Here is a 26,240-nt window from a genome sequence, read left to right on the forward strand (position 1 = left end):
TAACCCATGGCAGGATTAAAATTACAGGCAGTAAGCAAGAGTTGGGACAATAAAACTCAGGTCATTCAGCCGCTGACGCTGGATGTTGCAGACGGCGAGTTTATCGTGATGGTCGGGCCTTCTGGCTGCGGTAAATCTACATTGCTGCGTATGGTGGCCGGGCTTGAACGCGTCACCAGTGGTGATATCTGGATTGACAGGCAGCGTGTCACTGAAATGGAACCGAAAGAGCGCGGCATCGCGATGGTGTTCCAGAACTACGCACTTTATCCGCACATGAGCGTGGAAGAAAACATGGCGTGGGGGCTGAAAATCCGCGGTATGGGGAAAGCGCATATTCAGCAGAAAGTGGTGGAAGCGGCACGTATTCTGGAGCTCGATGGTTTACTCAAACGTCGCCCACGCGAGCTTTCCGGTGGCCAACGCCAGCGTGTGGCAATGGGGCGCGCTATCGTGCGTGACCCGGCGGTATTCTTGTTCGATGAACCGTTATCAAACCTCGATGCCAAGCTGCGCGTACAAATGCGCCTCGAATTACAGCAATTACATCGCCGCCTGAAAACGACCAGCTTGTACGTCACCCACGATCAGGTAGAAGCAATGACGCTGGCGCAGCGTGTGATGGTGATGAACAAAGGTGTCGCTGAGCAAATCGGTACACCTGTAGAAGTTTACGAACGTCCGGCCACTCGTTTTGTGGCGAGTTTTATCGGCTCGCCAGCCATGAACTTGCTTGAAGGGAGTATCAGCGCTGACGGCACGCGTTTTGAGCTTGCAGGCGGGATGGCATTACCTTTGGGAGACACGCAAAATTCGTATCAGGGCCGGGCGGTGACGCTGGGTATCCGCCCGGAACATATTGCGCTAAGCTCACAAGCCGCAGGCGGTGTGCCGTTTATGGTGGACACGCTAGAGATGCTGGGTGCAGATAATCTGGTGCATGGGCGTTGGGGTGAGCAAAAAATGGTGGTGCGCCTGGCGCATCAAAATCGTCCCCAACCTGGCAGCACATTGTGGCTGCATCTGCCTGAAAATCATCTGCATTTCTTTGATAAAGAAAATGGACAACGTTTATGAGTCACTGGCCTTACCCAAAAATCGCTGCGCATCGCGGCGGTGGCAAACTGGCACCGGAAAATACTCTGGCGGCGATTGATATCGGTGCGCGTTACGGCCACACCATGATTGAGTTCGACGCCAAGCTTTCACAAGATGGGCAAATTTTCCTGCTGCATGACGACACTCTGGAGCGCACCAGTAACGGCTGGGGAGTCGCGGGCGATTTACCGTGGGATAAATTGCTGAACGTCGACGCCGGAAGTTGGTTTAGCGGTGAGTTTGCAGGCGAGCCATTACCCCTGCTTTCGCAAGTCGCGGCGCGTTGTAAACAACACGCGATGATGGCAAACATAGAAATCAAACCGACCACCGGCACCGACGCAGAAACAGGGAAGGTTATCGCGCTGGCAGCCCTTGAATTATGGCAGGGGCAAACATCGCCGTTGTTATCGTCGTTTTCTATCGAAGCGCTGGAAGCGGCACAGCTTGCCGCTCCACAATTACCGCGTGGATTATTGCTCGATGACTGGCGTGATGACTGGCGTGAACTGACGACCCGCCTGGGCTGTGTTTCCATTCACTTGAATCATAAATTGCTGGATGAAGCGCGCGTGCAAGAGCTCAAAGCGGCGGGATTACATATTCTGGTTTATACCGTGAATGTTCCCCAACGAGCAACAACGCTGCTGCGCTGGGGAGTGGATACCATCTGTACCGACCGTATCGACCAAATCGGCCCCGGTTTTAATCTGTAATCCGCTTGCCCTCACCCCAACCCTCTCCCACAGGAGAGGGGGAAAAGGCAGTCCCCTCGCCCTATGGGGAGAGGGGGAAAAGGCAGTGAGCTCAGTCAGTCCCCTCGCCCTATGGGTAGAGGGGGAAAAGGCAGTGAGCTCAATCAGTCCCCTCGCCCCTGTGGGGAGAGGGTTAGGGTGAGGGGAATATTGTCACGGCCCAATCGTTTTCAACGGAATACTCGGCTGAAGCGGCACCGAATTAGCGTGCGGGTTCAACATGCTGCCATTGGTTTTCGGTTGCAGCATGTGATCCTGACTGCCGCTTGTGCTACCACTACCACCACCACCACTTAACATTCCACCATTGTTATTAGGCAAAACCTGCTGAGTCCCAACATCGAGCTCATTAGGGAAATTTTTTTTTACCTTAAAAACTTCCTGCTGCGAATTGTTATTTATCTGCGCTTCAAGATGCTGTTGCTGCACACGCGTTTGAGTTTGTAACTGCTGATTTAACATCCCTTTTTGCTGAGTCTGCTGTGTTTGCATTTGCTGCTGCATCCGTTGCTGACTTGGATTCCGATAATCCGGCTGATTTGGATTATTCAGGGTATTAATCGGCTGTGCCAAACAGGTCAATGGCAGCAATGCCGCCAGTAGTATTATTTTTTTCATGATCGTCACTTCCTCCATTTGGGGGATCTACTAAGTTTAATCGTTTTCCATGGTTACGAAGATTATTTCGGATTTATGAACCAGGCTATTTAGGGGATTGACCCCTGAAAATCATGGAGAAAATAACGATGAAGCAGTGGAAAACAATACGCTGGATGGCGATTCCGGCGCTGGTAATCGGCCTGTGCTTATCCGTTGGTGCGGCACCTGCGCCCGTATCCTACGGTGTGGAAGCGGATGTCCATCATCCGGTGCAAGCACAAAATGGAATGGTTGCCTCACAAGACTCGCTGGCTACGCAAGTCGGTGTCGATATTCTGAAACAGGGTGGGAATGCCGTCGATGCGGCCGTTGCGGTCGGTTTTGCGCTGGCGGTAACCCATCCGCAGGCGGGGAATATCGGCGGTGGCGGTTTCATGATGTTGCGAACTAAAGACGGTAAAACGACGGCCATTGATTTCCGCGAAATGGCGCCAGAAAAAGCCTCGCGCGATATGTTCCTTGATGCTCAAGGCAACGCTGACAGCAAAAAATCCCTGACTTCTCACCTTGCGTCTGGCACGCCTGGCACCGTGGCGGGCTTCTCCATGGCGCTGGAAAAATATGGCACGCTGCCGCTGAACAAGGTTATCCAACCGGCGATCAAGCTTGCGCAGGACGGTTTTACCGTGAACGATGCGCTGGCCGAAGATCTGAAGGTTTACGGCGCGGAAGTTCTCCCTAATCACCCCAACAGCAAAGCTATTTTCTGGAAAGCAGACGGTGAACCCCTGCAAAAGGGCGACAAACTGGTGCAGACCAACCTCGCCAAAAGCCTCGAAATGATTGCTGAAAACGGCCCTGATGCATTCTATAAAGGGGCGATTGCTGACCAGATTGCCGAAGAAATGGCAAAAAACGGCGGCCTGATTAGCAAGGTTGATCTACAGAATTACAAAGCGGTTGAGCGTACGCCAATTAGCGGTGATTACCGGGGTTACGAGATTTTCTCCATGCCACCACCGTCTTCAGGCGGTATCCACATTGTGGAAATTCTCAATATTCTGGAAAACTTCGATCTCGGTAAATATGGTTTTGGCAGTGCCGATGCCATGCAGCTAACGGCTGAAGCGGAAAAATATGCCTATGCCGATCGCTCGGAATATCTCGGCGACCCTGACTTTGTCAAAGTGCCGTGGCAGGCGCTGACCAACAAAGCCTATGCTAAATCGCTGGCTGAACAGATAGACATTAATAAAGCTCGCCCGTCGAGTGACATTAAGCCGGGTAAACTCGCGCCGTATGAAAGTAACCAGACCACGCATTTCTCGGTGGTGGATAAAGACGGGAATGCCGTGGCGGTGACTTACACCCTGAATACCGTGTTCGGTACTGGCATCGTGGCGGGAAATACCGGCATCCTGATGAACAACCAAATGGACGACTTCTCCGCTAAACCTGGCGTGCCGAACGTTTACGGGCTGGTGGGGGGGGATGCCAACGCCGTTGGGCCACATAAACGCCCACTGTCGTCAATGTCGCCAACTATTGTGGTGAAAGACGGGAAAACCTGGCTGGTAACGGGTAGCCCTGGCGGCAGTCGAATCATTACAACTGTGCTGCAAATGGTGATGAACACGATCGATTATGGAATGAACGTCGCCGAAGCGACCAACGCGCCGCGCTTCCATCATCAATGGTTGCCTGATGAATTGAGAGTCGAAAAAGGCTTTAGCCCGGATACGCTCAAACTGCTGAAAGAAAAAGGGCAGAAAGTCGAAGTGAAAGAAGCGATGGGCAGTACGCAGAGCATTATGGTGGGGCCTGATGGCACGCTGTATGGTGCTTCCGACCCTCGTTCTGTGGATGATCTGACCGCAGGCTATTGAGTTTTCCCCCTCACCCTAACCCTCTCCCTCAAGGGAGAGGGGACTGACTGGTTTTCCCCTCACCCTGGCCGGTTTTCTCCCTCTCCTGTGGGAGAGGGTCGGGGTGAGGGCGCTCTATGCCCTTCCTGGTTGTAACAAAAAAGTTAACTTTCCGAGAGGATTCGGTGATCTGTTGTTTTGTAGTCTGGTTTTACCAAAAGCGGGCAGAGGTAAAACAATAATGATCAACAGACGTAATTTCCTGCTGGGTAGCGGCATAGTTTCTGGCGTGGCGCTAATGGGGCTACTGCCATCACTGTTTCCCCGCAAAGCGATTGCTCAGGCACAAGCCGAAAAATTCGAAGTCACCCTGAGCGACGAACAATGGCATCAGCGGTTGAGCGACGCGCAATACTATATTTTGCGTGAAGCTGGGACTGAACCTCCATATTCCAGTCCGTTGAATGACGAACATCGTCCAGGGGAATTTGCCTGCGCGGGCTGCAAGCTCCCGCTATTTTCGTCAGAGACGAAATTCAACAGCCATACCGGCTGGCCGAGTTTCTGGCAGCCGCTACCTAATGCTGCACTCACTAGCCGGGATACTTCGTTTGGCATGGTGCGCGACGAAGTGCACTGCCGCCGCTGCGGCGGACATCTCGGGCATGTGTTCGACGATGGACCGAAACCCACAGGCCTGCGTTACTGCATGAATGGCCTTGCGATGACATTCACCCCGAAAGCGACTTGAGCCAGACATCAACGATAAGTGAGCTTCCTATGAAAACGACTCGAAAAAGCGTTCGTCATTACAGCCTGATTGCAGGCTTGATCGTGGCATCTGCCTTTGTCTTTCAGACCAACGCCTGGTCGTGGGGTGGGGCGGAGTCCGCAGTGGTTATCCCGGCACCTGTTCGTGACGAAGTGCCAGGCACGGCGCACAGTGAAACCGCGCTATTTTCTGGCGGCTGCTTCTGGGGAATCCAGGGGGTCTTCCAGCACGTTAAAGGTGTGACTAATGCGGTGTCGGGTTATGCCGGTGGTGATGCTAAGACCGCGAGTTATGAACAAGTGAGCGGCGGCGATACCGGACACGCGGAAACCGTGCAGGTGACCTACGACCCGACGCAGGTCACTTATGGTGAACTGCTGCATATCTTCTTTTCGGTGGGGCACAACCCAACCGAGTTAAACAGGCAAGGCCCGGATACGGGCACTCAGTACCGTTCTGCCGTATTTCCGTTGAATTCAGAGCAGGCCGAAGTGGCAAAAGCGTATATCGCCCAACTGAATGGCAGCCACAGTTACGACAAACCTGTCGTGACGAAAGTAGAAAGTAACGGGCATTTCTATCCGGCGGAGGCTTACCATCAAAACTTCTTAAACGATAATCCTGATTACCCGTACATTGTGATTAACGATTTACCGAAAATTAAAGACTTGCAGCAGTATTTCCCGAAAAACTACAGCAGTCAGGCGGTACTGGTAAAAAATAAATAACCATCAGGGGAGGTGATCTCCCCTGATGCAGTTACTTCGCAGTCGGCTTAAACCGCGCCATAAAATAGGCATCCACATACTGCCCATCGCGTAGCGCATAGTTTTTGCCGGTGCCTTCAATCTCAAAACCGAATTTGTGGTAAACCGCGAGCGCGGGGGCATTATCAACAAACACGGTTAATTCAATACGATCGATGCGCAGCCAGTTGTCGCATAAATCCACCATAGAACTAAGCAATGCGCTGGCAATGCCACGATTCCGTTGTTTGCCACAGACACTCATGCCGAAAGTGGCGACGTGGCTACGACGTGGGTTTTGTTCGACAGACAACGCCAGATGTCCTACTACAACATCGTCAATACAGGCCACAAGCTGTTTGCGCCCTGCAGGGGGATGTTTCATTCGTTCTTCCCACATTTCAAGAGCAGGATGAGGAATTTGTAGCGTGTTGTGATAAACCTCTGGCTGGGCGTTAATCTGACGTAATGCATCCAGATCTCTTAATTCAGCGTGGCGTATCACGATCTCGCTCATTCCTTTTCTCCTCAAATGGTTAGGTAACCCTTTCAACATTATTGATTTTTTATTTTTCGTCAACCGCTCTCTTTTTCTAAAAAAAAGTAGACAAGTGCGAATGATAATGATTATTATTGCCATGCGTTCAGGGGAGACCCCTACGGAGACAACCTGAAAGCACGACATTGCTCACATTGCTTCCAGTATTACTTAGCCAGCCTAGCGCTGGCTTTTTTTTGTGTGCTTTTCAGCCTGGCTTACTTGCCATTTTGCCCTCGGGCAGTGCTCGAAATCCTCACGTACTTTAAGTACGCTCCGGTTTCTGCGCGCTGGCCGAGAACAAACTGGCTGCGACGTCGACGGCCGACCGTAAAACGCTGTGGCTAAAATGGGAATCTAGGTCGTCGCCATCCGCCACTGAATCGAGTAGGGTAATTGCAATTCAAAGTCAAAAGGATGAAGCAATGACCCTACACTGCGCTTTTATAGGTTTTGGCAAAAGTACCACCCGCTACCATCTTCCTTACGTTCTGGTTCGGAAAGATAAAATCCACGTCGCGCACATTTTCCGACGTCACGAAAAACCGGAAATCGAGCAGCAACCTCAATACAGCCACATTCATTTCACCAGCCAGCTCGATGACATTTTGAACGACCCGCAGGTCAAGCTGGTGGTGGTTTGTACACATCAGGATAGCCATTTCGAATACGCAAAACGTGCGCTGGAAGCGGGTAAAAACGTGTTGGTGGAAAAACCCTTTACCCCGACACTTGCCGAAGCTAAACAGCTGTATGAACTGGCTAAATCCAAAGGGCTGACCGTTACGCCGTATCAGAATCGCCGTTTTGACTCCTGCTTCCTGACGATGAAAAAAGCCATCGAAAGCGGCAAGTTGGGTGAGATTGTCGAAATCGAAAGCCACTTTGATATGTATCGTCCGGAAGCCCCAACCAACCCAGGCCAGCCTGCGGACGGTGCGTTTTATGGCCTTGGCGTGCACACCATGGACCAAATCATCTCTCTATTCGGTCGCCCGGATAAAGTCGCCTATGACATTCGTAGCGTGCGCAACAAAGCCAATCCAGACGATACCTTTGAAGCGCAGCTTTTCTATGGCGACATGAAAGCCATCGTTAAAACGAGCCATCTGGTGAAAATCGATTACCCGAAATTCCAGGTTCATGGCACCAAAGGCTCGTACGTGAAATACGGTATCGACCAACAAGAAACCAGCCTGAAGGCGTATATCATGCCGGGCGAACCAGGTTTTGCGGCAGACAGCAGCGTCGGTGTGCTGGAATACGTCAATGACGCGGGCGAAACCGTGCGCGAAGAGATAAAACCGGAGCAGGGTGACTACGGGCGTGTGTACGACGCGCTGTATGAAACCATTGTTCATGGGAAGCCTAATTACGTCAGAGAAATTGAAGCACTGACCAACCTTGAGATCCTCGAACGCGGCTTTGAACAGCCTTCTCCTTCTGTCGTGACCCTCGCGTAGCCCTCATCAGACGCCTCGTACTCGTTCACTTTTTTTGAACAGAGGCGTCAATTTTCACCCACTATGATCATTTCCGATTCGGGTCCACACTTAGCCCATCAAACGAATTGCGGAGAAATGAAGATGATCTACTTAAGAAAAGCTGAAGAACGTGGTCACGCGAATCATGGTTGGTTAGACAGCTGGCATACCTTCTCATTTGCCAACTATTACGATGCCAATTTCATGGGTTTCTCGGCGTTACGTGTGATTAACGAAGACGTGGTGGAAGCGGGTGAAGGTTTTGGTACTCACCCACACAAAGACATGGAAATCCTGACCTATGTGCTGGAAGGTGCGGTGGCGCATCGGGACAGCATGGGTAACGAAGAAAAAGTTCCAGCGGGCGAATTCCAGATTATGAGCGCCGGTACCGGGATTACTCATTCCGAGTACAACCCAAGTAAAACCGAGCGTCTGCGTTTGTACCAAATCTGGATCATGCCGGAAAAAACAGGCATCACGCCGCGTTACGATCAGCGCCGTTTTGATGCGCCGCAGGGCCGCCAACTGGTGCTTTCGCCGGATGCACGTGACGGTTCGTTGAAAGTGAACCAGGATATGGAATTGTCCCGTTGGGCTCTGGCAAAAGACGAACAGTCTGTTTATCAGATTCCGGCAGACCGCCGCATCTGGATTCAGGTCGTGAAAGGCGATGTGTCTATCAATGGCACTCAGGCGAAAACCAGCGATGCCATTGCTGTGTGGGATGAACAAGCGATTTCTATTCATGCCAACGAAGCCAGTGAAGTTCTGTTGTTTGATTTGCCGCCAGTCTAATCGTTACCCGTCACATCCTTCTCCTTTTAAGGGGAAGGATGTGCCTTGTCCGTGCTAAACTTCGTTGTCGATAGCCAACCCGCACAGCAGGACAATGAAAAAGAAAAGACCGGTATTACAGGACGTTGCAGACCGCGTTGGAATAACCAAAATGACGGTCAGTCGCTTTTTACGTAACCCTGATCAGGTTTCAGCCGCGTTACAGGTGAAAATTGCCGCAGCCCTTGATGAACTTGGCTACATTCCAAACCGCGCACCTGACATCCTTTCAAACTCAACAAGCCGCGCAATCGGCGTGTTATTACCCTCGCTGACCAACCAGGTTTTTGCTGAAGTGCTGCGAGGTATTGAAAACGTTATTGATGCTTACGGCTATCAGACCATGCTCGCGCACTACGGTTATAAACCGGAGTTAGAAGAAGAGCGTCTGGAGTCGATGCTTTCCTGGAATATCGACGGGCTGATCCTCACCGAACGCACGCATACTCCACGCACTTTGAAAATGATCGAAGTGGCGGGTATTCCGGTCGTGGAATTGATGGACAGCATTTCCCCTTGTCTCGATATCGCCGTAGGGTTTGATAACTTCGAAGCGGCACGCCAGATGACAGCGGCGATTATTGCTCGCGGTCACCACCACGTCGCTTATCTTGGCGCTCGTCTGGATGAGCGTACCGTCATCAAGAAAAAAGGGTACGAGCAAGCGATGCATGACGCGGGCCTTGTGCCATACAGTGTGATGGTCGAACAATCTTCTTCTTATTCCACCGGTATCGAATTGTTCCGTCAGGCGCGTCGTGAATATCCGCAGCTCGACAGTATCTTCTGTACTAACGATGACTTAGCCATCGGTGCGGCATTTGAATGCCAACGCCAGGGTCTGAGTATTCCAAAAGATATGGCGATTGCTGGTTTCCACGGTCACGATATTGGCCAGGTCATGGAACCGCGTCTTGCCAGCGTGTTAACGCCGCGTGAACGTATGGGGCGCATTGGCGCTGAGCGATTGCTGGCGAGAATTCGTGGCGAAACGGTCACGCCGCAGATGTTAGATTTAGGCTTTACGTTGTCGCCTGGTGGCTCAATTTAACGCCGCGTCGTCAAGTTGCAGGCACATCGGCTGCAACTCAGATTATTTACGCTATATTTTTTGATTTAGTTCACACTTATTCACTTTTTAAGTGAATGGTTATTGCTAATTGCGAATGCTCTCCTGACAATGTTACCGATAACAGTTACCCGTAACAATCTACTGCGCCAGTCGGAGCTACGCTATGAGTACTACCAACCATGACCACCACATTTACGTCCTGATGGGCGTCTCTGGCAGCGGTAAATCTGCTGTTGCTAGTGAAGTTGCACACCAACTCAACGCGGCATTCCTTGACGGTGACTTCCTGCATCCACGTTGCAACATCATGAAAATGGCGTCTGGTGAGCCACTCAACGATGAAGATCGCAAGCCGTGGCTGCAAGCATTAAACGATGCGGCTTTCGCCATGCAGCGCACCAACAAAGTCTCCCTGATAGTTTGCTCTGCGCTGAAAAAAGTCTATCGCGACCAATTACGCGACGGTAATCCAAATCTCTCCTTCATCTACATGAAAGGCGATTTCGAGGTGATTGAAAACCGCCTGAAAGCGCGTAAAGGTCACTTCTTCAAAACGCAGATGCTGGTGACTCAGTTTGAAACGTTGCAAGAACCTCAGTCTGATGAAACTGATGTGATGGTGGTGGATATCGACCAACCTCTTGAAGGTGTCGTGGCCAGCACTATTGATGTGATTAATAAAGGCCGGGTGTAGTGAGTACATTAACGCTTGTTTTAACAGCAGTAGGTTCAGTTTTACTGCTGTTATTTTTAGTGATGAAGGCGCGGATGCACGCCTTCGTTGCTTTGATGGTGGTTTCCATTGGTGCAGGGATATTTTCCGGGATGCCGCTCGATAAAATCGCGGCAACCATGGAAAAAGGGATGGGCGGAACGCTTGGCTTTCTGGCTATCGTGGTCGCGCTCGGCGCGATGTTTGGTAAGATCCTTCATGAAACCGGCGCGGTAGACCAGATTGCGGTCAAAATGCTGAAGTCTTTCGGCCACAGTCGCGCTCACTATGCGATTGGCCTGGCGGGCCTGATTTGTGCGCTGCCGCTGTTCTTCGAAGTCGCGATTGTGCTGCTTATTAGCGTGGCCTTTTCTATGGCGCGCCACACCGGCACTAACCTCGTTAAACTGGTTATTCCTCTGTTTGCCGGCGTTGCAGCGGCGGCGGCATTTCTGCTGCCTGGGCCTGCGCCAATGCTGCTGGCCTCTCAGATGCACGCCGATTTTGGCTGGATGATCCTGCTGGGCCTGTGTGCTGCGATCCCGAGCATGATCATTGCGGGGCCGCTATTTGGTAACTTCATCAGCAAATACGTCGAGCTGCACATTCCTGACGACATCACCGAGCCGCACCTGGGCGAAGGCAAACTACCATCGTTCGGTTTCAGTCTTTCGCTGATCCTGCTGCCGCTGGTGTTGGTCGGTATGAAAACCATCGCTGCGCGTTTCGTCGAGCAGGGCTCCACGCTGTACGAATGGCTTGAGTTTATCGGCCACCCGTTCACCGCGATTCTGGTTGCCTGCCTGGTGGCGATTTACGGTCTGGCGTACCGCCAGGGTATGGCGAAAGAGAAGGTTATGGAAATCTGTGGCCACGCGCTGCAACCGGCGGGCATCATCCTGCTGGTTATCGGTGCGGGTGGCGTATTCAAACAAGTGCTGGTGGATTCAGGCGTAGGCCCGGCATTGGGCGAAGCGCTGACAGGCCTGGGGTTGCCGATTGCGTTGACCTGCTTCGTGCTGGCGGCCGCGGTGCGTATCATTCAGGGTTCTGCAACCGTTGCCTGTTTGACCGCAGTTGGCCTGGTGATGCCTGTTATTGAACAGCTCAACTATAGCGGTGCGCAAATGGCAGCATTGTCGATTTGTATCGCAGGCGGTTCTATCGTTGTGAGTCACGTCAATGACGCCGGTTTCTGGCTTTTCGGTAAATTTACCGGCGCCACCGAAGGGCAAACCCTGAAAACCTGGACCATGATGGAAACTATTCTCGGCACCACTGGTGCGGTTGTCGGGATGATTGCCTTCACTTTATTGTCCTGACAGGTCGCTCGCTCTGGCGAAGCGGCAGAGCGAGCGATTCTAAGCCAAACAACCCTCACGACATCAGTGGCAACAACTGCTGATAAATCTGGTTAAACACTTTACGACGCGTTTTATAGTGCTCATGCCGCGCCATGTCTGGTTTATGCTGTTGCTCAAGCGATAACTGCGGTAACAACGCTTGCAGCGGTTTATCCGGCGACATCGCGATTTGCGCCAGGCGAGCCGCACCAAGTGCAGGGCCGACATCCCCTCCCGTACGATAATCCAGCGTTTGCCCACTGATATCTGCCAGCATTTGCCGCCAGTACGGGCTACGCGCGCCGCCGCCAATCAGTGTGACACTTTGCGGCGTGACTCCGCAGGAATGCACGACATCCATCCCATCGGCTAATGCATAACCCACGCCCTCAAGCACGGCGCGAGCCAGTTCTGCTGGCCCATGCTGATGAGTCAGGCCGAAGAAAACCCCTTTTGCCTGTGGATTGTTGTGCGGAGTGCGCTCGCCTGACAGATACGGCAGGAACCAGATATCTCCTGCATCTTGATTCGCGCTTTCAGCGGCAGCCAGCAATGCCGGAACGTTACCCAGACCCGTTAATTGAGCAGCCCAATCGAGACACGATGCGGCGCTGAGCATCACCGACATAAGATGCCAGCGATGGGGTAAAGCATGGCAGAAGCTGTGAACGGCACTTTCTGGTTTACTGCGAAAACCATCACTGACCGCGAAATAAACGCCTGAAGTGCCGAGCGATAACATCGCTTGCCCAATATCCATCATGCCGACACCGACGGCACCCGCAGCATTATCGCCCCCGCCAGCAACGACTTGCACAGCAGGCATATTCCACGCCTGAGCGACGTCAGCTTTCAACGTGCCGGTAATTTCACAGCCTTCGAATAAATCTGGCATGTGCTTGCGGCTCAACTGACATGCATCGAGCATGCTGTCGCTCCAGTCTCGCTTCGCGACATCCAGCCACATAGTACCTGCGGCATCAGACATATCGCTGGCAAAAACGCCGGTCATACGCAGCCGCAGATAATCCTTCGGTAACAGGACTTTATCTATTTTCGCAAAAACATCAGGCTCATGGCGTTTCACCCAAAGCAGCTTGGGTGCGGTGAATCCCGGCATCATGAGGTTGCCCGTTATTTCGCGTGAGTTGGGTACGCTTGCTTCCAGCAAGGCGCACTCTTCTCCGCAGCGTCCGTCGTTCCATAAAATCGCCGGGCGCAGTACGTTCTGCTGGTTATCGAGCAGTGTTGCACCGTGCATTTGCCCAGCAATCCCCAGCGCTTTCACATCTTTAAGAGAGTGCTGCTCGCCGAGGGCTTTCATGGCCCGGTCTGTTGCTTGCCACCAGTGATCCGGATCTTGCTCCGACCATAACGGATGCGGACGTGATACCGTCAGCGTTTCAGTCTGTGAAGCCAAAACCTCGCCTTGCTCGCCAAGCAAAATCGCTTTAACACCCGATGTTCCGAGATCGATTCCGATGTACATAGTGGCCATTCCTTATGACCGCGCTACGTAAACCGTAGCGCGGGAAGTCGTGAATAATCGAACAGTAAACTTACTTGTCGAACAGGTAGTGATTGACCAGGTTTTCCAGCAATTCCTGGCGACCGCTCTGATGCTGTGGATTCAGGTTATGCTGTTCAGCGTACTGTGCAATCTGTGAAAGTGACATTTGGCCTTTCAGAATTTGCTGACCAAGTTCACCATTCCAACCGGCATAACGCTTCGCAACGCGCTTATCCAGTTCGCCATCTTCAATCATGCGAGCGGCAATTTTCAGCGACAGCGCCATGACATCCATCGCGCCAATATGACCATAGAACAGGTCGTACTTATCGGTGCTCTGACGACGTACTTTGGCGTCAAAGTTCAGGCCACCCGTGGTGAAACCACCTGCTTTCAGAATTTCGTACATCACCAGTGAGTTTTCTTCCACGCTGTTCGGGAACTGGTCTGTATCCCAACCCAGTTGCGGGTCGCCACGGTTAGCATCGACGGAGCCGAAGATGCCCAACGCAATTGCGCTGGCGATTTCATGATGGAAAGAGTGGCCTGCAAGAGTTGCATGGTTCGCTTCAATATTAACTTTGATCTCTTTTTCCAGACCGAACTGTTTCAGGAAGCCGTAGACCGTCGCAACATCGTAATCGTATTGATGTTTGGTTGGCTCTTGTGGTTTAGGTTCGATGAGCAATGTGCCACGGAAACCAATTTTGTGTTTATGCTCAACCACCATTTGTAAGAAGCGGCCAATTTGCTCACGCTCCTGACGTAAATCGGTATTGAGCAGTGATTCGTAGCCTTCACGCCCGCCCCACAGCACATAGTTTTCGCCGCCCAATTGATGAGTCGCATTCATCGCGGTAACGACTTGCGTTGCGGCCCAGGAGAAGACTTCCGGGTCTGGGCTGGTAGCCGCGCCTGCACCATAACGAGGATTGGTAAAGCAGTTGGCCGTACCCCACAGCAATTTCACGCCGCTTTCCTGCTGTTTTTGCGCCAGCACTTCGGTCATTTCTGCGAAATTGTTCAAGTACTCTTTCAGTGATGCCCCTTCTGGTGAGACGTCCACATCATGGAAGCAGTAATACGGAACATTCAGTTTGTGGAAGAATTCGAAGGCTACATCCGCTTTTAGTTTTGCAAGACCTAATGCGTCACCTGCGCGCTGCCACGGACGTTCGAAAGAACCAGCGCCAAACATATCAGCACCATTCCAGCAGAAGTTATGCCAGTAACAAGCAGCAAAGCGCAGGTGTTCTTCCATACGTTTACCCAGCACGATTTCATCTGGATTGTAGTGGCGAAATGCCAGCGGGTTAGCGGTTTTAGGGCCTTCAAAACGTACACGTTCAAGCTGGTCGAAATAGGTTTGCATAATTGACTCCGTAATCATGGGGACGGCAAGTAAGCGATTCTGTAACCATCCTGTATTTTCCCTGGAACTTGCTCAATTACGTTATTTCACACTGCGATTAAGAGAATGCTCAAATGTGCGCTGTCTCGCAAAAAAAGCTTAAAATAATGAATGAAACATTTCGAGGGTTATTCCAGTAAATAATGCAAGGGGTGGTTTTGTTAAATTAAAACCCGATCGCCATCATAAATTAACAATTAAACCAAAAAACATAATGAGAAGATAAAAATCTATAATTGCTGGATTCGCATTCACAGACAACAATTCCAGTCGGTCAACAGATGTTAATAATTTTTAATCCGATTTATTCCAACCCTATACAGGTATAAAAAATGAGAATGAAGATTAAGAACCTCTTACTAACGTTGTGTGCCTCACTCGTTCTAACCAGCACCTGCAGCATCGCAAAAGAAGTTAAGATCGGCATGGCCATCGATGATTTACGCCTCGAGCGCTGGCAGAAAGACCGCGATATTTTTGTTAAAAAAGCCGAATCGTTGGGGGCGAAAGTCTTTGTTCAGTCGGCTAATGGCAACGAAGAAACGCAAATGTCGCAAATAGAAAACATGATCAACCGTGGCGTAGATGTGTTGGTCATTATTCCTTACAACGGCCAGGTGTTGAGTAACGTCATCGCCGAAGCCAAAAGAGAGGGGATAAAAGTATTAGCTTATGATCGCATGATTAATAATGCAGACATTGATTATTATATTTCCTTTGATAATGAAAAAGTCGGTGAACTTCAGGCACAAAGCATTGTTAATAAAGTCCCTTCTGGAAATTATTTTTTGATGGGTGGATCGCCAGTTGATAATAATGCCAAGTTATTCCGCGAAGGGCAGATGAAAGTATTAAAACCCTATATTGATAGCGGGAAAATAAAAGTCGTCGGCGACCAATGGGCAGATGGATGGTTGCCTGAGAACGCATTGAAAATTATGGAGAATGCGCTGACGGCGAATAACAATAAAATTGATGCCGTCGTTGCGTCAAACGATGCAACGGCAGGTGGGGCTATCCAGGCGTTAAGTGCCCAGGGGCTGGCGGGCAAAGTGGCGATTTCCGGCCAGGACGCGGATTTAGCCGGTGTGAAACGTATCATTGCCGGTACGCAAACCATGACGGTTTATAAGCCCATCACCAAGCTTGCGAATACAGCCGCTGAAATTGCCGTGGAATTAGGCGAAGGCAAGCAACCCGCTTCCGATGCCACTCTCAATAACGGCGTTAAAGATGTCCCCTCACGCCTGCTGACGCCAATCGAAGTCGACAAAGCCAATATCGACAGCACCGTTGTGGCTGACGGTTTCCACAAAAAGAACGAGCTATAGCCCCTGCGCCCGTGCTTTGTCACGGGCGATACCCACCCTTAAAACAGGTAAAGGAGTGGCTATGCCTTGTTTACTGGAAATGAAAAATATCACCAAAACCTTCGGCGTCGTGAAGGCGGTTGATAGTGTCAGTCTGTCAGTGGATTCCGGTGAAGTGATGTCGCTTTGTGGCGAGAACGGCTCCGGCAAATCTACGCTGATGAAAGTACTGTGCGGCATTTATCCATTCGGCAGCTACGAAGGTGAAATTTGGTTTGCCGGAGAAAAACTCCAGGCGAGCCATATCCGTGATACTGAGCGCAAAGGTATTGCGATAATTCACCAGGAGCTGGCGCTGGTTAAGCATTTGACAGTGCTTGAGAATATTTTCCTCGGCGCAGAAATATCACGTCGCGGAGTGTTGGACTACGACAGCATGACGCTCCGTTGCCAAAAATTGCTCGCGCAGGTGAGCTTAAATATTTCTCCGGATACGCGCGTGGGGTCGCTTGGGCTGGGTCAACAACAGCTGGTAGAAATTGCCAAAGCATTGAATAAACAGGTGCGTTTACTCATTCTGGATGAACCCACCGCCTCGTTAACCGAGCAAGAAACGGCAGTGCTGTTGGGGATTATTCGTGACCTGCAAGCGCATGGCATCGCCTGTGTTTATATCTCCCATAAACTCAATGAAGTTAAAGCGATTTCCGACACCATCTGCGTCATCCGCGACGGTCAACACATCGGCACCCGCGATGCGGCACTGCTTCGTGAAGAAGACATTATCACCATGATGGTTGGGCGCGAGCTTACGGCGCTTTACCCCAATGAGCCGCACCAGACTGGCGATGAAATTCTGCGTGTTGAGCATCTTACCGCCTGGCACCCGGTAAACCGGCAAATTAAACGGGTGAACGACATTTCGTTTTCACTGCATAAAGGCGAAATTCTGGGCATTGCCGGACTCGTTGGTGCGGGGCGTACCGAAGCGGTGCAGTGCTTATTTGGCGTCTGGCCGGGTAAATCTGAAGGGCGTATTTTCATCGATAACAAACAGGTCACTATTGGTAGCTGCCAGCAAGCCATTGCGCATGGTATTGCGATGGTGCCTGAAGACCGAAAAAAAGATGGCATCGTGCCGATTATGGCCGTAGGGCACAACATCACACTTGCCGCGTTAAGCCAGTTTTCTGGGACGTTAACTCATCTTGATGATGCCGCAGAACTTAACTGCATCCTGCAATCTATTCAGCGGCTCAAAGTGAAAACGTCATCGCCCGAGTTATCTATTGGCCGCCTGAGCGGGGGCAATCAGCAAAAAGCGATTCTGGCGCGTTGCCTGTTGCTCAATCCTCGCATCCTGATTTTGGATGAACCCACGCGTGGTATTGATATCGGCGCGAAATATGAAATCTACAAACTTATCAACCAACTGGTGCAACAAGGCATTGCGGTCATCGTTATCTCATCAGAATTACCAGAAGTACTGGGTCTGAGCGACCGAGTGCTGGTGATGCATGAAGGGCGCATCAAAGCTGACCTGGTAAATAACAATTTGACCCAGGAGCAAGTCATGGAAGCCGCACTGAGGAGTGAAAAGCATGTCGAAAACCAATCCGTCTGAACTGAAACTCACGGCACCTACGGCTTCACCATTAGCGGGGTTGCGGGCGCTTAACCTCCAGGTTTTTGTCATGATTGCCGCGATTTTGGTGATCATGCTCTTCTTCACCTGGACTACCGAAGGCGCTTACCTCAGTGCCAGGAACGTATCTAACCTGCTACGCCAGACGGCGATCACGGGGATCCTGGCAGTAGGGATGGTGTTCGTCATTATCTCGGCAGAAATTGACCTTTCCGTTGGCTCGATGATGGGCTTGTTGGGCGGTGTGGCAGCGATTTTCGATGTCTGGCTAGGGTGGCCATTGCCGCTGACTATTGTTGTGACACTGGCTCTGGGCCTGGTTCTGGGGGCATGGAATGGGTGGTGGGTGGCTTATCGCAAAGTCCCTTCATTTATCGTCACACTCGCCGGAATGCTGGCGTTTCGTGGCGTACTGATTGGTATTACTAACGGCACCACCGTTTCGCCAACCAGCGCCGATATGTCGCAAATCGGACAAAGTTATCTCCCGGACGGTATTGGCTTTGGTATCGGTACATTAGGGCTCGTCATTTTTGTCGCCTGGCAATGGCGAATGCGTATCCGCCGTCAGGCGCTAGGACTGGCAACACCTGCATCAACAGGCGTTGTCGGGCGCCAGGCAGTGACTGCGGTGATCGTGTTAGGTGCAATCTGGTTACTCAATGATTATCGCGGTGTGCCAACACCGGTACTGCTGCTGACGTTACTGCTGTTGGCGGGAATGTTCATGGCGACCCGCACCGCATTTGGTCGGCGTATTTATGCGATTGGCGGCAATATCGAAGCGGCGCGACTGTCTGGTATTAATGTTGAGCGCACCAAATTGGCGGTCTTTGCCATCAATGGGCTTATGGTTGCGATTGCCGGGTTGATTCTAAGCTCACGTTTGGGGGCAGGCTCCCCGTCAGCCGGGAACATTGCTGAACTTGATGCCATCGCGGCATGTGTGATTGGCGGTACGAGTCTTGCGGGCGGTGTAGGGAGTGTTGCGGGCGCCGTGATGGGCGCATTTATCATGGCATCTCTGGATAACGGAATGAGCATGATGGACGTTCCCACGTTCTGGCAGTACATCGTCAAAGGTGCGATTTTGTTGCTGGCGGTTTGGATGGATTCGGCTACCAAACGCAGAGCGTAAGAATACCCGTCGTCTTTCAAGTTGCAGGTGTGTTGGCTACGTTCAATCGCCCGAATCACTTACTTTAGTAAGCTCGTCGGGTCTCATTCTCTTGCCGCCTTCCTGCAACTTGAAATCCATTGGGTATAGTGTATGGCATCTAAGGTTTTGTTATCAGGGAAACAAGTATGTTTGAGAAGCGTCATCGCATTACGTTGTTATTCAATGCCAATAAAGCCTACGACCGCCAGGTAGTGGAAGGGGTTGGCGAATATTTGCAGGCATCTCAAACTGAGTGGGACATTTTTATCGAAGAAGATTTCCGCGCTCGTATCGATAACATCAAGGAGTGGTTAGGCGATGGCGTGATTGCCGATTTCGATGATGCAGAAATCCAGCGTTTATTAGAGGGGGCCGACGTGCCCATTGTCGGCGTCGGGGGTTCTTACCACTTACCTGAACACTATCCGCCAGTGCATTACATTGCGACGGATAACCGCGCGTTAGTGGAAAGTGCGTTTTTGCATCTCAAGGAGAAGGGCGTTCAGCGTTTCGCTTTCTATGGTTTACCTAATTCCAGCGGAAAGCGTTGGGCGATGGAGCGCGAATATGCTTTTAACCAACTGGTGGCGAAAGAAAAATATCGTGGTGTGGTTTATCAGGGGATAGAAACCGCGCCAGAAAACTGGCAGCACGCGCAAAATCGTTTGGCTGATTGGGTGCAAACGCTGCCTCCACAGACCGGGATTATTGCGGTGACAGATGCGCGTGCGCGCCATCTGCTGCAAGTCTGCGAGCATTTGCACATTCCGGTGCCGGAAAAGTTATGTGTGATTGGCATTGATAACGAAGAACTGACGCGCTATTTGTCGCGAGTGGCACTTTCATCAGTGGCGCAGGGTACCCGGCAAATGGGGTATCAGGCCGCCAAATTATTGCATCGCCTGCTGGATAACGAGCCGCTCGCCTTGCAACGGGTTTTGGTTCCGCCAGTGCGCGTCGTCGAACGTCGTTCAACGGATTACCGCTCTTTGCACGACCCGGCTGTGATTCAGGCAATGCATTACATCCGCAATCACGCCTGCAAAGGGATAAAAGTTGAACAGGTGCTGGATGCGGTTGGGATCTCACGTTCCAACCTGGAGAAGCGTTTTAAAGAGGAAGTGGGGGAGACTATTCACGCGATGATTCACGCCGAAAAGCTTGAAAAAGCGCGTAGCCTGCTGGTCTCTACCTCTTTGTCGATCAATGAAATATCGCAGATGTGCGGTTATCCCTCGCTGCAATATTTCTATTCTGTATTCAAGAAAGAGTATGACGCGACCCCGAAAGAACACCGCGAGCGCTACAGCGAAATATTAGTGTAGATATAAAAAAAACGCCTTCGATATGAAGGCGTGAATTATTACTTATTATTAACAATTTATTTTAATTAATTAGTTCGGTGTCATAAAACGCTGATTGGTCTGGTACATCGCAAATAGGTAGTTGTTATAGCTATTACCCCTTGTGGAATACCCTTTCAGCTTATGAATCATGTTGCTGGCCGTTACTTCTTGATCCGCTTTACGCAATTGAGCGCGCGATTTACGGAAAGATTTATAGGCCGGGTGCGTATTCAAATTTGTTACGTAAGAGTTAACGCCTTCTTTAACTGAATCGTAATGCAAATAGCCTTTAACTTTGCCAGGCTCGCTGTTGCAATGGCGCTTACTGCACTTCATACCAAACAAGTTATTATTGCTACGCGCGAGTTTAGACGTACCCCAGCCACTTTCGGCTGCGGCCATCGTTGCCACCATATTGGTAGGAATGATGTCGACTTTTTCCATCAACGTATTCCACGGCACGCTTCGGGTATTACCGTTCCACGCAATTTTATAGCGTTTGGTAATGTCTTTCAGGCGCGCACGCTCTGAAGGTGACCAGCGTTTCTCATACTGCTTAGAAACCAACCAGTTACGCTCAGCAGTGATCGCTGCATTTTGACTAGTAATATATGGCATGACCGTCCGGAGAAACGCTTTTTTTCTAGGTGTTCCGGAAGGGTATTTTCGCAAATCAGGGAGCGATGCAATTTCACTATTGCGAGAATACTCTTTCTTACTACTTGCCAGTTTCTTACTTTGTGTATTCGTGCTTTTTTTCGCAGTTAATTGGGCTTTATGCGATTTTGGCTCATGTTTACTTGCTAATACCCCAGTTGAAAAACTGAAGGTCAGTAACATAAGTATCGCAGCCCCAAATCGTCGGATTGGGGTTGATATCATTAGATCTCCTGGTCGGATCGTTACGTTTCTAGTGCCTTATTCGTGAAGGATTTCGAACAAAGTGAACGCAGATACTAACAAAAATAGACCTCCCGAGCACCAAAAGAAATAATCCGATTCTGAAATGATGTCACGTGCGAACTTCTTATAACGGCAAAAAGCGTCATATTTTGCGATGTTTATCGCATATTTTAATGTATTGATACCGCCATCACTCACCCTGTTATCTCCTCCCCAACTATCCATTTTTGGGATGAACTCTACGATTAAAAACAGTGCCACACTGGATAAAAGATAATCGCGGGCTTAACCCTATGAATAAATTACCTCTCTTGATTCTTCTGCTTCCAGGGCTTGTGCAAGCTGCGTGGACAGCCCCTGGAATTCCGGCTTTCAAAGAGCAAACTCCTGGCGTGTTTGTCAGTGAGGCAACGCTTGCGAAAGGGACACTCCCGTTAAGTCTTAAATTCGACCAGACCTGTTGGCAGCCCGCAGAATCCATCAAGCTTAATCAGGCACTTTCGTTAAAGCCTTGCGAGGGAGAAGCACCCGTCTGGCGCTTATTTCGTGAAGGACAATATCGGGTACAAGTCGACACCCGCAGCGGTACTCCCACGCTGCACCTGAGTGTTAACAGCGAGCCACAAGCCGCTCCGGTCGATGTGACCCGGCAATGCCCAAAATGGGATGGCAAAGCGTTAACCGTGGATGTCAGTAAAACTTTCGCTGAAGGCAGCGAAGTACGCGATTTCTATAGCGGGACGACGGCTACGGTCAAACAAGGCCAGATTACTCTGATGCCTGCGGCGAACAGCAACGGTCTGTTGCTGCTGGAATCTGCCAGCACTCAACCGTCCGCACCGTTTAGCTGGCATAACGCCACGGTCTATTTTGTGCTGACTGACCGTTTTGAAAATGGTAATCCGAAAAACGACAACAGCTATGGCCGCCACAAAGATGGCCAGCAGGAAATTGGCACGTTTCACGGCGGAGATCTGGCCGGATTAACCGGCAAGCTCGATTATCTCCAGCAATTGGGCGTTAACGCATTGTGGATTAGCTCGCCGCTGGAACAAATCCACGGTTGGGTGGGCGGTGGCACGAAAGGGGACTTCCCGCATTACGCCTACCACGGTTACTACACCATGGACTGGACAAAACTCGACGCCAATATGGGCACTGAGGATGAGTTGCGCACACTGGTGGATGAAGCCCACAAGCGTGGTATCCGTATTTTGTTCGATATCGTCATGAACCACACCGGCTACGCAACGCTTGCTGATATGCAGGAATACCAGTTCGGTGCGTTGTATCTCAAGGGAGATGAACTGACAAAAACGCTTGGCAAACACTGGACTGACTGGAAGCCAGGTCCTGGTCAAAGCTGGCATTCATTCAATGATTACATCAATTTCGGTGACAGCACGGCCTGGCAAAACTGGTGGGGGAAAAACTGGGTCCGCACCGATATTGGCAACTACGACAACCCGGGTTTTGATGACTTAACGATGTCGCTCGCCTTCTTGCCAGACTTAAAAACGGAATCCACCCAACCCGCTGGTTTACCGATCTTTTATCGTCATAAGCCCGACACCCACGCCAAAGAAATTGCGGGTTATACCGTGCGTGATTACCTGACTCACTGGCTTAGCCAGTGGGTGCGCGATTACGGTATTGATGGTTTCCGTGTAGATACGGCAAAACACGTTGAAAAAGCAGGTTGGCAGCAGTTGAAAGAGCAGTCTGTCAGCGCACTGACCGAATGGAAAAAGGCTAATCCAGACAAGAAGCTGGATGATGCGCCGTTCTGGATGACCGGAGAATCCTGGGGCCACGGCGTGATGAAAAGTGATTACTACAACAGCGGCTTTGACGCGATGATCAATTTTGATTATCAGGATCAAGCAGCAAAAGCGGTGAGTTGCCTTGCGGACATGGATCTCACCTGGCAGCAAATGGCGACTAAGTTGCAGGATTTTAATGTTCTTAGCTACCTTTCTTCGCACGATACCCGATTGTTCCGTGAAGGGGGCCAACGTGCTGCGGAACTGCTGTTGTTGGCACCGGGCGCAGTGCAGATTTTCTACGGGGATGAGACGGAGCGTCCGTTTGGCCCAACCGGTTCCGACCCGCTGCAAGGCACGCGTTCCGATATGAACTGGGGGCAAAATCTGGCAACTCTCTCGCATTGGCAGAAAATCAGCCAGTTTCGTGCCCGGCATCCGGCCATTGGCGCGGGTAAACAAAACACGCTGAATATGAAAGAGGACTATGGATTCAGTCGCGAGTCAGCAGAGGACAAAGTGATGGTTGTTTGGGCAGGGAATCACTGAGCGTCCTCATCCCGACCTTCTCCCCCAGGAGAAGGGGAAGGTCAAAACCGCTCGATCATATTCCCTCTCCCCCAGGAGAAGGGGAAGATCAAAACAGCTCGATCATATTCCCTCTCCCCCAGGAGAAGGGGAAGGTCAAAACAGCTCGATCATATTCCCTCTCCCCCAGGAGAAGGGGAAGGTCAAAACAGCTCGATCATATTCCTTCTCCCCCAGGAGAAGGGGAAGGCCAAAACAGCTCGATCATATTCCCTCTCCCCCCAGGAGAAGGGGAAGGTCAAAATAGCTCGATCATATTCCTTCTCCCCCAGGAGAAGGGGAAAACCGGACAATTCCCTCTCCTGGGGGAGAGGGTTAGGGTGAGGGCCAAGGCAATATTCTGTGCTGCCCTGGCCGCAATACGCAGCATATTGCCGATAAGAGGCTATCCTTAATGCGTTTGCACCGCGTCTTTTACGGCGTTATGGTTAGCCTCTTTTGATGGTCAAAGACAGATCTACGTTATGACGTTTTCACTTTTCGGCGACAAATTTACCCGCCATGCAGGCATTACACGCCTGATGGAGGACCTCAACGACGGCCTGCGCACACCTGGAGCGATCATGCTCGGTGGCGGTAATCCTGCGCAAATTCCTGCGATGAATGACTATTTCCAGGATCTGCTGGCGGACATGCTGGCAAACGGGAAAATGACCGACGCGCTATGCAATTACGATGGCCCGCAGGGGAAAAGTGAGTTACTCGACGCGCTTGCGGATATGCTGCGCACCGAATTAGGTTGGGATATCACACCACAGAATATTGCACTGACAAATGGCAGTCAGAGTGCATTTTTCTACTTATTTAATTTGTTTGCGGGTCGTTATGCCGATGGCAGCACTAAAAAGGTGTTGTTCCCATTGGCGCCGGAATACATCGGCTATGCGGATTCTGGCCTCGAAGAAGACCTGTTTGTCTCGACGCGTCCCAACATTGAACTGCTGCCGGAAGGCCAGTTCAAATATCACGTAGACTTTGAACATCTGCGCATCGGCCCTGATACCGGGATGATTTGCGTCTCGCGCCCGACCAACCCGACGGGCAACGTGATTACCGATGAAGAGCTGATTAAACTCGATGCGCTGGCCAACCAGCACGGTATTCCACTGGTGATTGATAACGCTTATGGCGTTCCATTCCCGGGGATTATTTTCAGCGAAGCTCGCCCGCTGTGGAATCCAAACATCATCTTGTGTATGAGCCTGTCCAAACTGGGTTTACCGGGTAGCCGGTGCGGAATCATTATTGCCGATGACAAAATCATCTCAGCTATAAGCAATATGAATGGCATCATCAGCCTGGCACCGGGTGGCGTTGGCCCAGCGATGGCGTGCGAGATGATTAAACGCAACGATTTGCTGCGTTTGTCTGAGACGGTGATCAAACCGTTCTATTACCAGCGAGTTCAGGACACGATAGCGATAATTCGCCGCTATTTATCGCCTGAACGCTGCCTGATCCACAAACCCGAGGGGGCCATTTTCCTGTGGTTGTGGTTCAAAGACCTGCCAATCTCTACCGAATTGCTCTATCAGCGCCTGAAAAAACGTGGCGTTTTGATGGTGCCGGGGGATTATTTCTTCCCTGGTCTGGATAAACCGTGGCCGCACACGCATCAATGTATGCGCATGAACTATGTGCCGGAGCCGGATAAAATCGAGGCGGGTGTGAAGATCCTTGCCGAAGAAATTGAACGCGCGTGGGCTGAAGCGAAGTAAAAATGTGAAAGCCTTCTCCGTATGGAGAAGGCTTTATGCGTTAATGAACTACCAGAGAGTCATACCCTTTCCAGCGATAATTCAGCATCGACACAATCCAGCAGGCAATAAACAGCCCCACCACGATAAAGCCCGCATTGCCGAGGTTTTCATTCAACGCATCAACCCATTTCCACAAGCCGTTATGCAGGTCGAACTTATCTGCCAGCAATCCTAATGCTTCCATGCCGCCGATAAACAGGGCGACGACTACAGAAGTGCCGGTGATCGTCATATTGTAATAGAGCTTGCGTTGCGGCTTGTTAAACGCCCATCCGTAAGCGCCAACCATAATCATATTGTCGAGCGTATCAATCAGCGCCATCCCGCTGGCAAACAGCGCCGGGAACACCAGAATTGACCACATCGACATACCGCTGGATGCGCTGGCGGCTGAAATACCCAGCACGCCAATTTCTGTTGCAGTATCAAAGCCTAAGCCGAACAAAAAGCCGACCAGATACATGTGCCAGCTTTTGTTAATCAGCTTGAAGGTGGAGCGGAACAGCCAGCTCATCACGCCGCCACCGGTGAAATCGGTCGCCTCGGCAGAAAGCGGTTCGCCACGTTTTAGCTGACGGAAATTACGCCAAACGCCGCGTAAAATTACCAGGTTGACCAGCGCCATTGCCAACAAGAAACAGGCCGACACTGCGGTACCAATTACACCGCCGACGTCATGAAACCAGTCCATATCGTTCTGGAATGCAGCGGCAGTGGCGGCAATCGCAACAGAGGCCAACACCACAATGCTGGAATGGCCGAGCGAAAACCAGGCGCCAATGCCAAATGGGCGTTTCCCTTGCTGCATCATTTTGCGCGTCACGTTATCAATTGCCGCGATGTGATCGGCATCGACTGCATGCCGCAATCCATAGCACCAGGCCAGCAGACTTGCGGCCATCAAGGCGGTGCGGTGGTGAAACGAAACCAGCGCCCAGGCCCAGGACGCAAGGTTGGCGGCAACTAACACTGCCAACAAAACGGCTGCGCGCGGGTTGTCACGAAGAATACGCAAGAACATCA

The 26,240-nt window shown here is 51.1% G+C and carries 22 protein-coding genes; 16 read left to right on the forward strand and 6 right to left on the reverse strand.

What is annotated here, in order from left to right:
• Positions 1-6: 6 nt before the first annotated feature.
• The gene (locus RHD99_RS00670) at positions 7-1,077 is read left to right on the forward strand and encodes a sn-glycerol-3-phosphate import ATP-binding protein UgpC (RefSeq protein ID WP_309877134.1); all 1,071 of its coding nucleotides are present in this window, start codon (positions 7-9) and stop codon (positions 1,075-1,077) included.
• Positions 1,074-1,814: a glycerophosphodiester phosphodiesterase gene (ugpQ, locus tag RHD99_RS00675; protein WP_309877135.1), complete on the forward strand. Its 741-nt coding sequence runs from the start codon at positions 1,074-1,076 to the stop codon at positions 1,812-1,814. The genes RHD99_RS00670 and ugpQ overlap by 4 nt, the downstream gene beginning before the upstream one ends.
• Before the next feature lie 192 nt (positions 1,815-2,006).
• Here the strand turns inward: ugpQ and RHD99_RS00680 are convergent, their stop codons facing one another.
• Positions 2,007-2,471, reverse strand: a complete 465-nt coding sequence (locus RHD99_RS00680; RefSeq protein ID WP_309877136.1) for a DUF2756 family protein — start codon at positions 2,469-2,471, stop codon at positions 2,007-2,009.
• A 128-nt stretch (positions 2,472-2,599) separates the two neighbouring features.
• On the opposite strand from RHD99_RS00680, the gene ggt reads away from it, so the two are divergent.
• The 3 genes from ggt (at position 2,600) to msrA (ending at position 5,818) form a co-directional block, all read left to right on the forward strand.
• Positions 2,600-4,339, forward strand: coding sequence for a gamma-glutamyltransferase (gene ggt, locus RHD99_RS00685; RefSeq protein ID WP_309877137.1), 1,740 nt, complete (start codon positions 2,600-2,602; stop codon positions 4,337-4,339).
• Positions 4,340-4,559: 220 nt separating this feature from the next.
• Positions 4,560-5,069, forward strand: coding sequence for a peptide-methionine (R)-S-oxide reductase MsrB (gene msrB, locus RHD99_RS00690; protein ID WP_309877138.1), 510 nt, complete (start codon positions 4,560-4,562; stop codon positions 5,067-5,069).
• Between the two features lie 29 nt (positions 5,070-5,098).
• Entirely contained in the window at positions 5,099-5,818 is a 720-nt protein-coding gene (gene msrA, locus RHD99_RS00695) for a peptide-methionine (S)-S-oxide reductase MsrA (RefSeq protein WP_309877139.1), read from the forward strand.
• A 31-nt stretch (positions 5,819-5,849) separates the two neighbouring features.
• Here the strand turns inward: msrA and yhhY are convergent, their stop codons facing one another.
• Positions 5,850-6,353, reverse strand: coding sequence for an N-acetyltransferase (gene yhhY, locus RHD99_RS00700; RefSeq protein ID WP_309877140.1), 504 nt, complete (start codon positions 6,351-6,353; stop codon positions 5,850-5,852).
• 446 nt (positions 6,354-6,799) lie between these two features.
• On the opposite strand from yhhY, the gene RHD99_RS00705 reads away from it, so the two are divergent.
• From RHD99_RS00705 to gntU, 5 genes are all read left to right on the forward strand, one after another.
• The gene (locus RHD99_RS00705) at positions 6,800-7,837 is read left to right on the forward strand and encodes an oxidoreductase (RefSeq protein ID WP_309877141.1); all 1,038 of its coding nucleotides are present in this window, start codon (positions 6,800-6,802) and stop codon (positions 7,835-7,837) included.
• 123 nt (positions 7,838-7,960) lie between these two features.
• Positions 7,961-8,656, forward strand: coding sequence for a pirin family protein (locus tag RHD99_RS00710; protein ID WP_270142109.1), 696 nt, complete (start codon positions 7,961-7,963; stop codon positions 8,654-8,656).
• A 94-nt stretch (positions 8,657-8,750) separates the two neighbouring features.
• Entirely contained in the window at positions 8,751-9,746 is a 996-nt protein-coding gene (gntR, locus tag RHD99_RS00715) for a gluconate operon transcriptional repressor GntR (protein ID WP_183272171.1), read from the forward strand.
• A gap of 184 nt (positions 9,747-9,930) precedes the next feature.
• Positions 9,931-10,461 carry a gluconokinase gene (gene gntK, locus RHD99_RS00720; protein WP_183272172.1) on the forward strand — a complete coding sequence of 177 codons (531 nt, stop codon included), beginning with the start codon at positions 9,931-9,933 and terminating at the stop codon, positions 10,459-10,461.
• Positions 10,461-11,801 carry a gluconate transporter gene (gene gntU, locus RHD99_RS00725; protein WP_183272173.1) on the forward strand — a complete coding sequence of 447 codons (1,341 nt, stop codon included), beginning with the start codon at positions 10,461-10,463 and terminating at the stop codon, positions 11,799-11,801. The genes gntK and gntU overlap by 1 nt, the downstream gene beginning before the upstream one ends.
• A 55-nt stretch (positions 11,802-11,856) precedes the next feature.
• Here the strand turns inward: gntU and xylB are convergent, their stop codons facing one another.
• Both xylB and xylA read right to left on the reverse strand, forming a co-directional pair.
• The gene (xylB, locus tag RHD99_RS00730) at positions 11,857-13,311 is read right to left on the reverse strand and encodes a xylulokinase (RefSeq protein WP_309877142.1); all 1,455 of its coding nucleotides are present in this window, start codon (positions 13,309-13,311) and stop codon (positions 11,857-11,859) included.
• Positions 13,312-13,381: 70 nt separating this feature from the next.
• Positions 13,382-14,704 (reverse strand): xylose isomerase, encoded by a 1,323-nt coding sequence (xylA, locus tag RHD99_RS00735; RefSeq protein ID WP_183272175.1) that lies wholly within the window; start codon positions 14,702-14,704, stop codon positions 13,382-13,384.
• A 377-nt stretch (positions 14,705-15,081) separates the two neighbouring features.
• On the opposite strand from xylA, the gene xylF reads away from it, so the two are divergent.
• The 4 genes from xylF (at position 15,082) to xylR (ending at position 20,182) form a co-directional block, all read left to right on the forward strand.
• On the forward strand, positions 15,082-16,074 hold the full coding sequence (gene xylF, locus RHD99_RS00740) for a D-xylose ABC transporter substrate-binding protein (protein WP_183272362.1): 993 nt from the start codon (positions 15,082-15,084) through the stop codon (positions 16,072-16,074).
• Between the two features lie 61 nt (positions 16,075-16,135).
• On the forward strand, positions 16,136-17,677 hold the full coding sequence (locus RHD99_RS00745) for a xylose ABC transporter ATP-binding protein (protein ID WP_309877143.1): 1,542 nt from the start codon (positions 16,136-16,138) through the stop codon (positions 17,675-17,677).
• On the forward strand, positions 17,655-18,836 hold the full coding sequence (gene xylH / locus RHD99_RS00750; RefSeq protein ID WP_309877144.1) for a xylose ABC transporter permease XylH: 1,182 nt from the start codon (positions 17,655-17,657) through the stop codon (positions 18,834-18,836). The genes RHD99_RS00745 and xylH overlap by 23 nt, the downstream gene beginning before the upstream one ends.
• 167 nt (positions 18,837-19,003) lie before the next feature.
• Complete coding sequence (xylR, locus tag RHD99_RS00755) at positions 19,004-20,182, forward strand: D-xylose utilization transcriptional activator XylR (RefSeq protein WP_309877145.1); 1,179 nt, start codon at positions 19,004-19,006, stop codon at positions 20,180-20,182.
• Positions 20,183-20,251: 69 nt separating this feature from the next.
• On the opposite strand, the gene RHD99_RS00760 is transcribed toward xylR, so the two are convergent.
• Positions 20,252-21,085, reverse strand: a complete 834-nt coding sequence (locus tag RHD99_RS00760) for a protein bax (RefSeq protein WP_309877146.1) — start codon at positions 21,083-21,085, stop codon at positions 20,252-20,254.
• Positions 21,086-21,399: 314 nt separating this feature from the next.
• Here RHD99_RS00760 and RHD99_RS00765 point away from each other — a divergent pair, with 314 nt between their 5' ends.
• Both RHD99_RS00765 and avtA read left to right on the forward strand, forming a co-directional pair.
• Positions 21,400-23,418, forward strand: a complete 2,019-nt coding sequence (locus RHD99_RS00765; RefSeq protein WP_309877147.1) for an alpha-amylase — start codon at positions 21,400-21,402, stop codon at positions 23,416-23,418.
• A gap of 503 nt (positions 23,419-23,921) precedes the next feature.
• Positions 23,922-25,175 (forward strand): valine--pyruvate transaminase, encoded by a 1,254-nt coding sequence (gene avtA, locus RHD99_RS00770; RefSeq protein ID WP_183272181.1) that lies wholly within the window; start codon positions 23,922-23,924, stop codon positions 25,173-25,175.
• Positions 25,176-25,215: 40 nt separating this feature from the next.
• Here the strand turns inward: avtA and RHD99_RS00775 are convergent, their stop codons facing one another.
• Positions 25,216-26,238, reverse strand: coding sequence for a HoxN/HupN/NixA family nickel/cobalt transporter (locus RHD99_RS00775; RefSeq protein ID WP_309879045.1), 1,023 nt, complete (start codon positions 26,236-26,238; stop codon positions 25,216-25,218).
• Positions 26,239-26,240: the final 2 nt, after the last annotated feature.

The sequence above is a fragment of the Buttiauxella selenatireducens genome, from assembly GCF_031432975.1.
GTDB classification, from domain to species: domain Bacteria; phylum Pseudomonadota; class Gammaproteobacteria; order Enterobacterales; family Enterobacteriaceae; genus Buttiauxella; species Buttiauxella selenatireducens.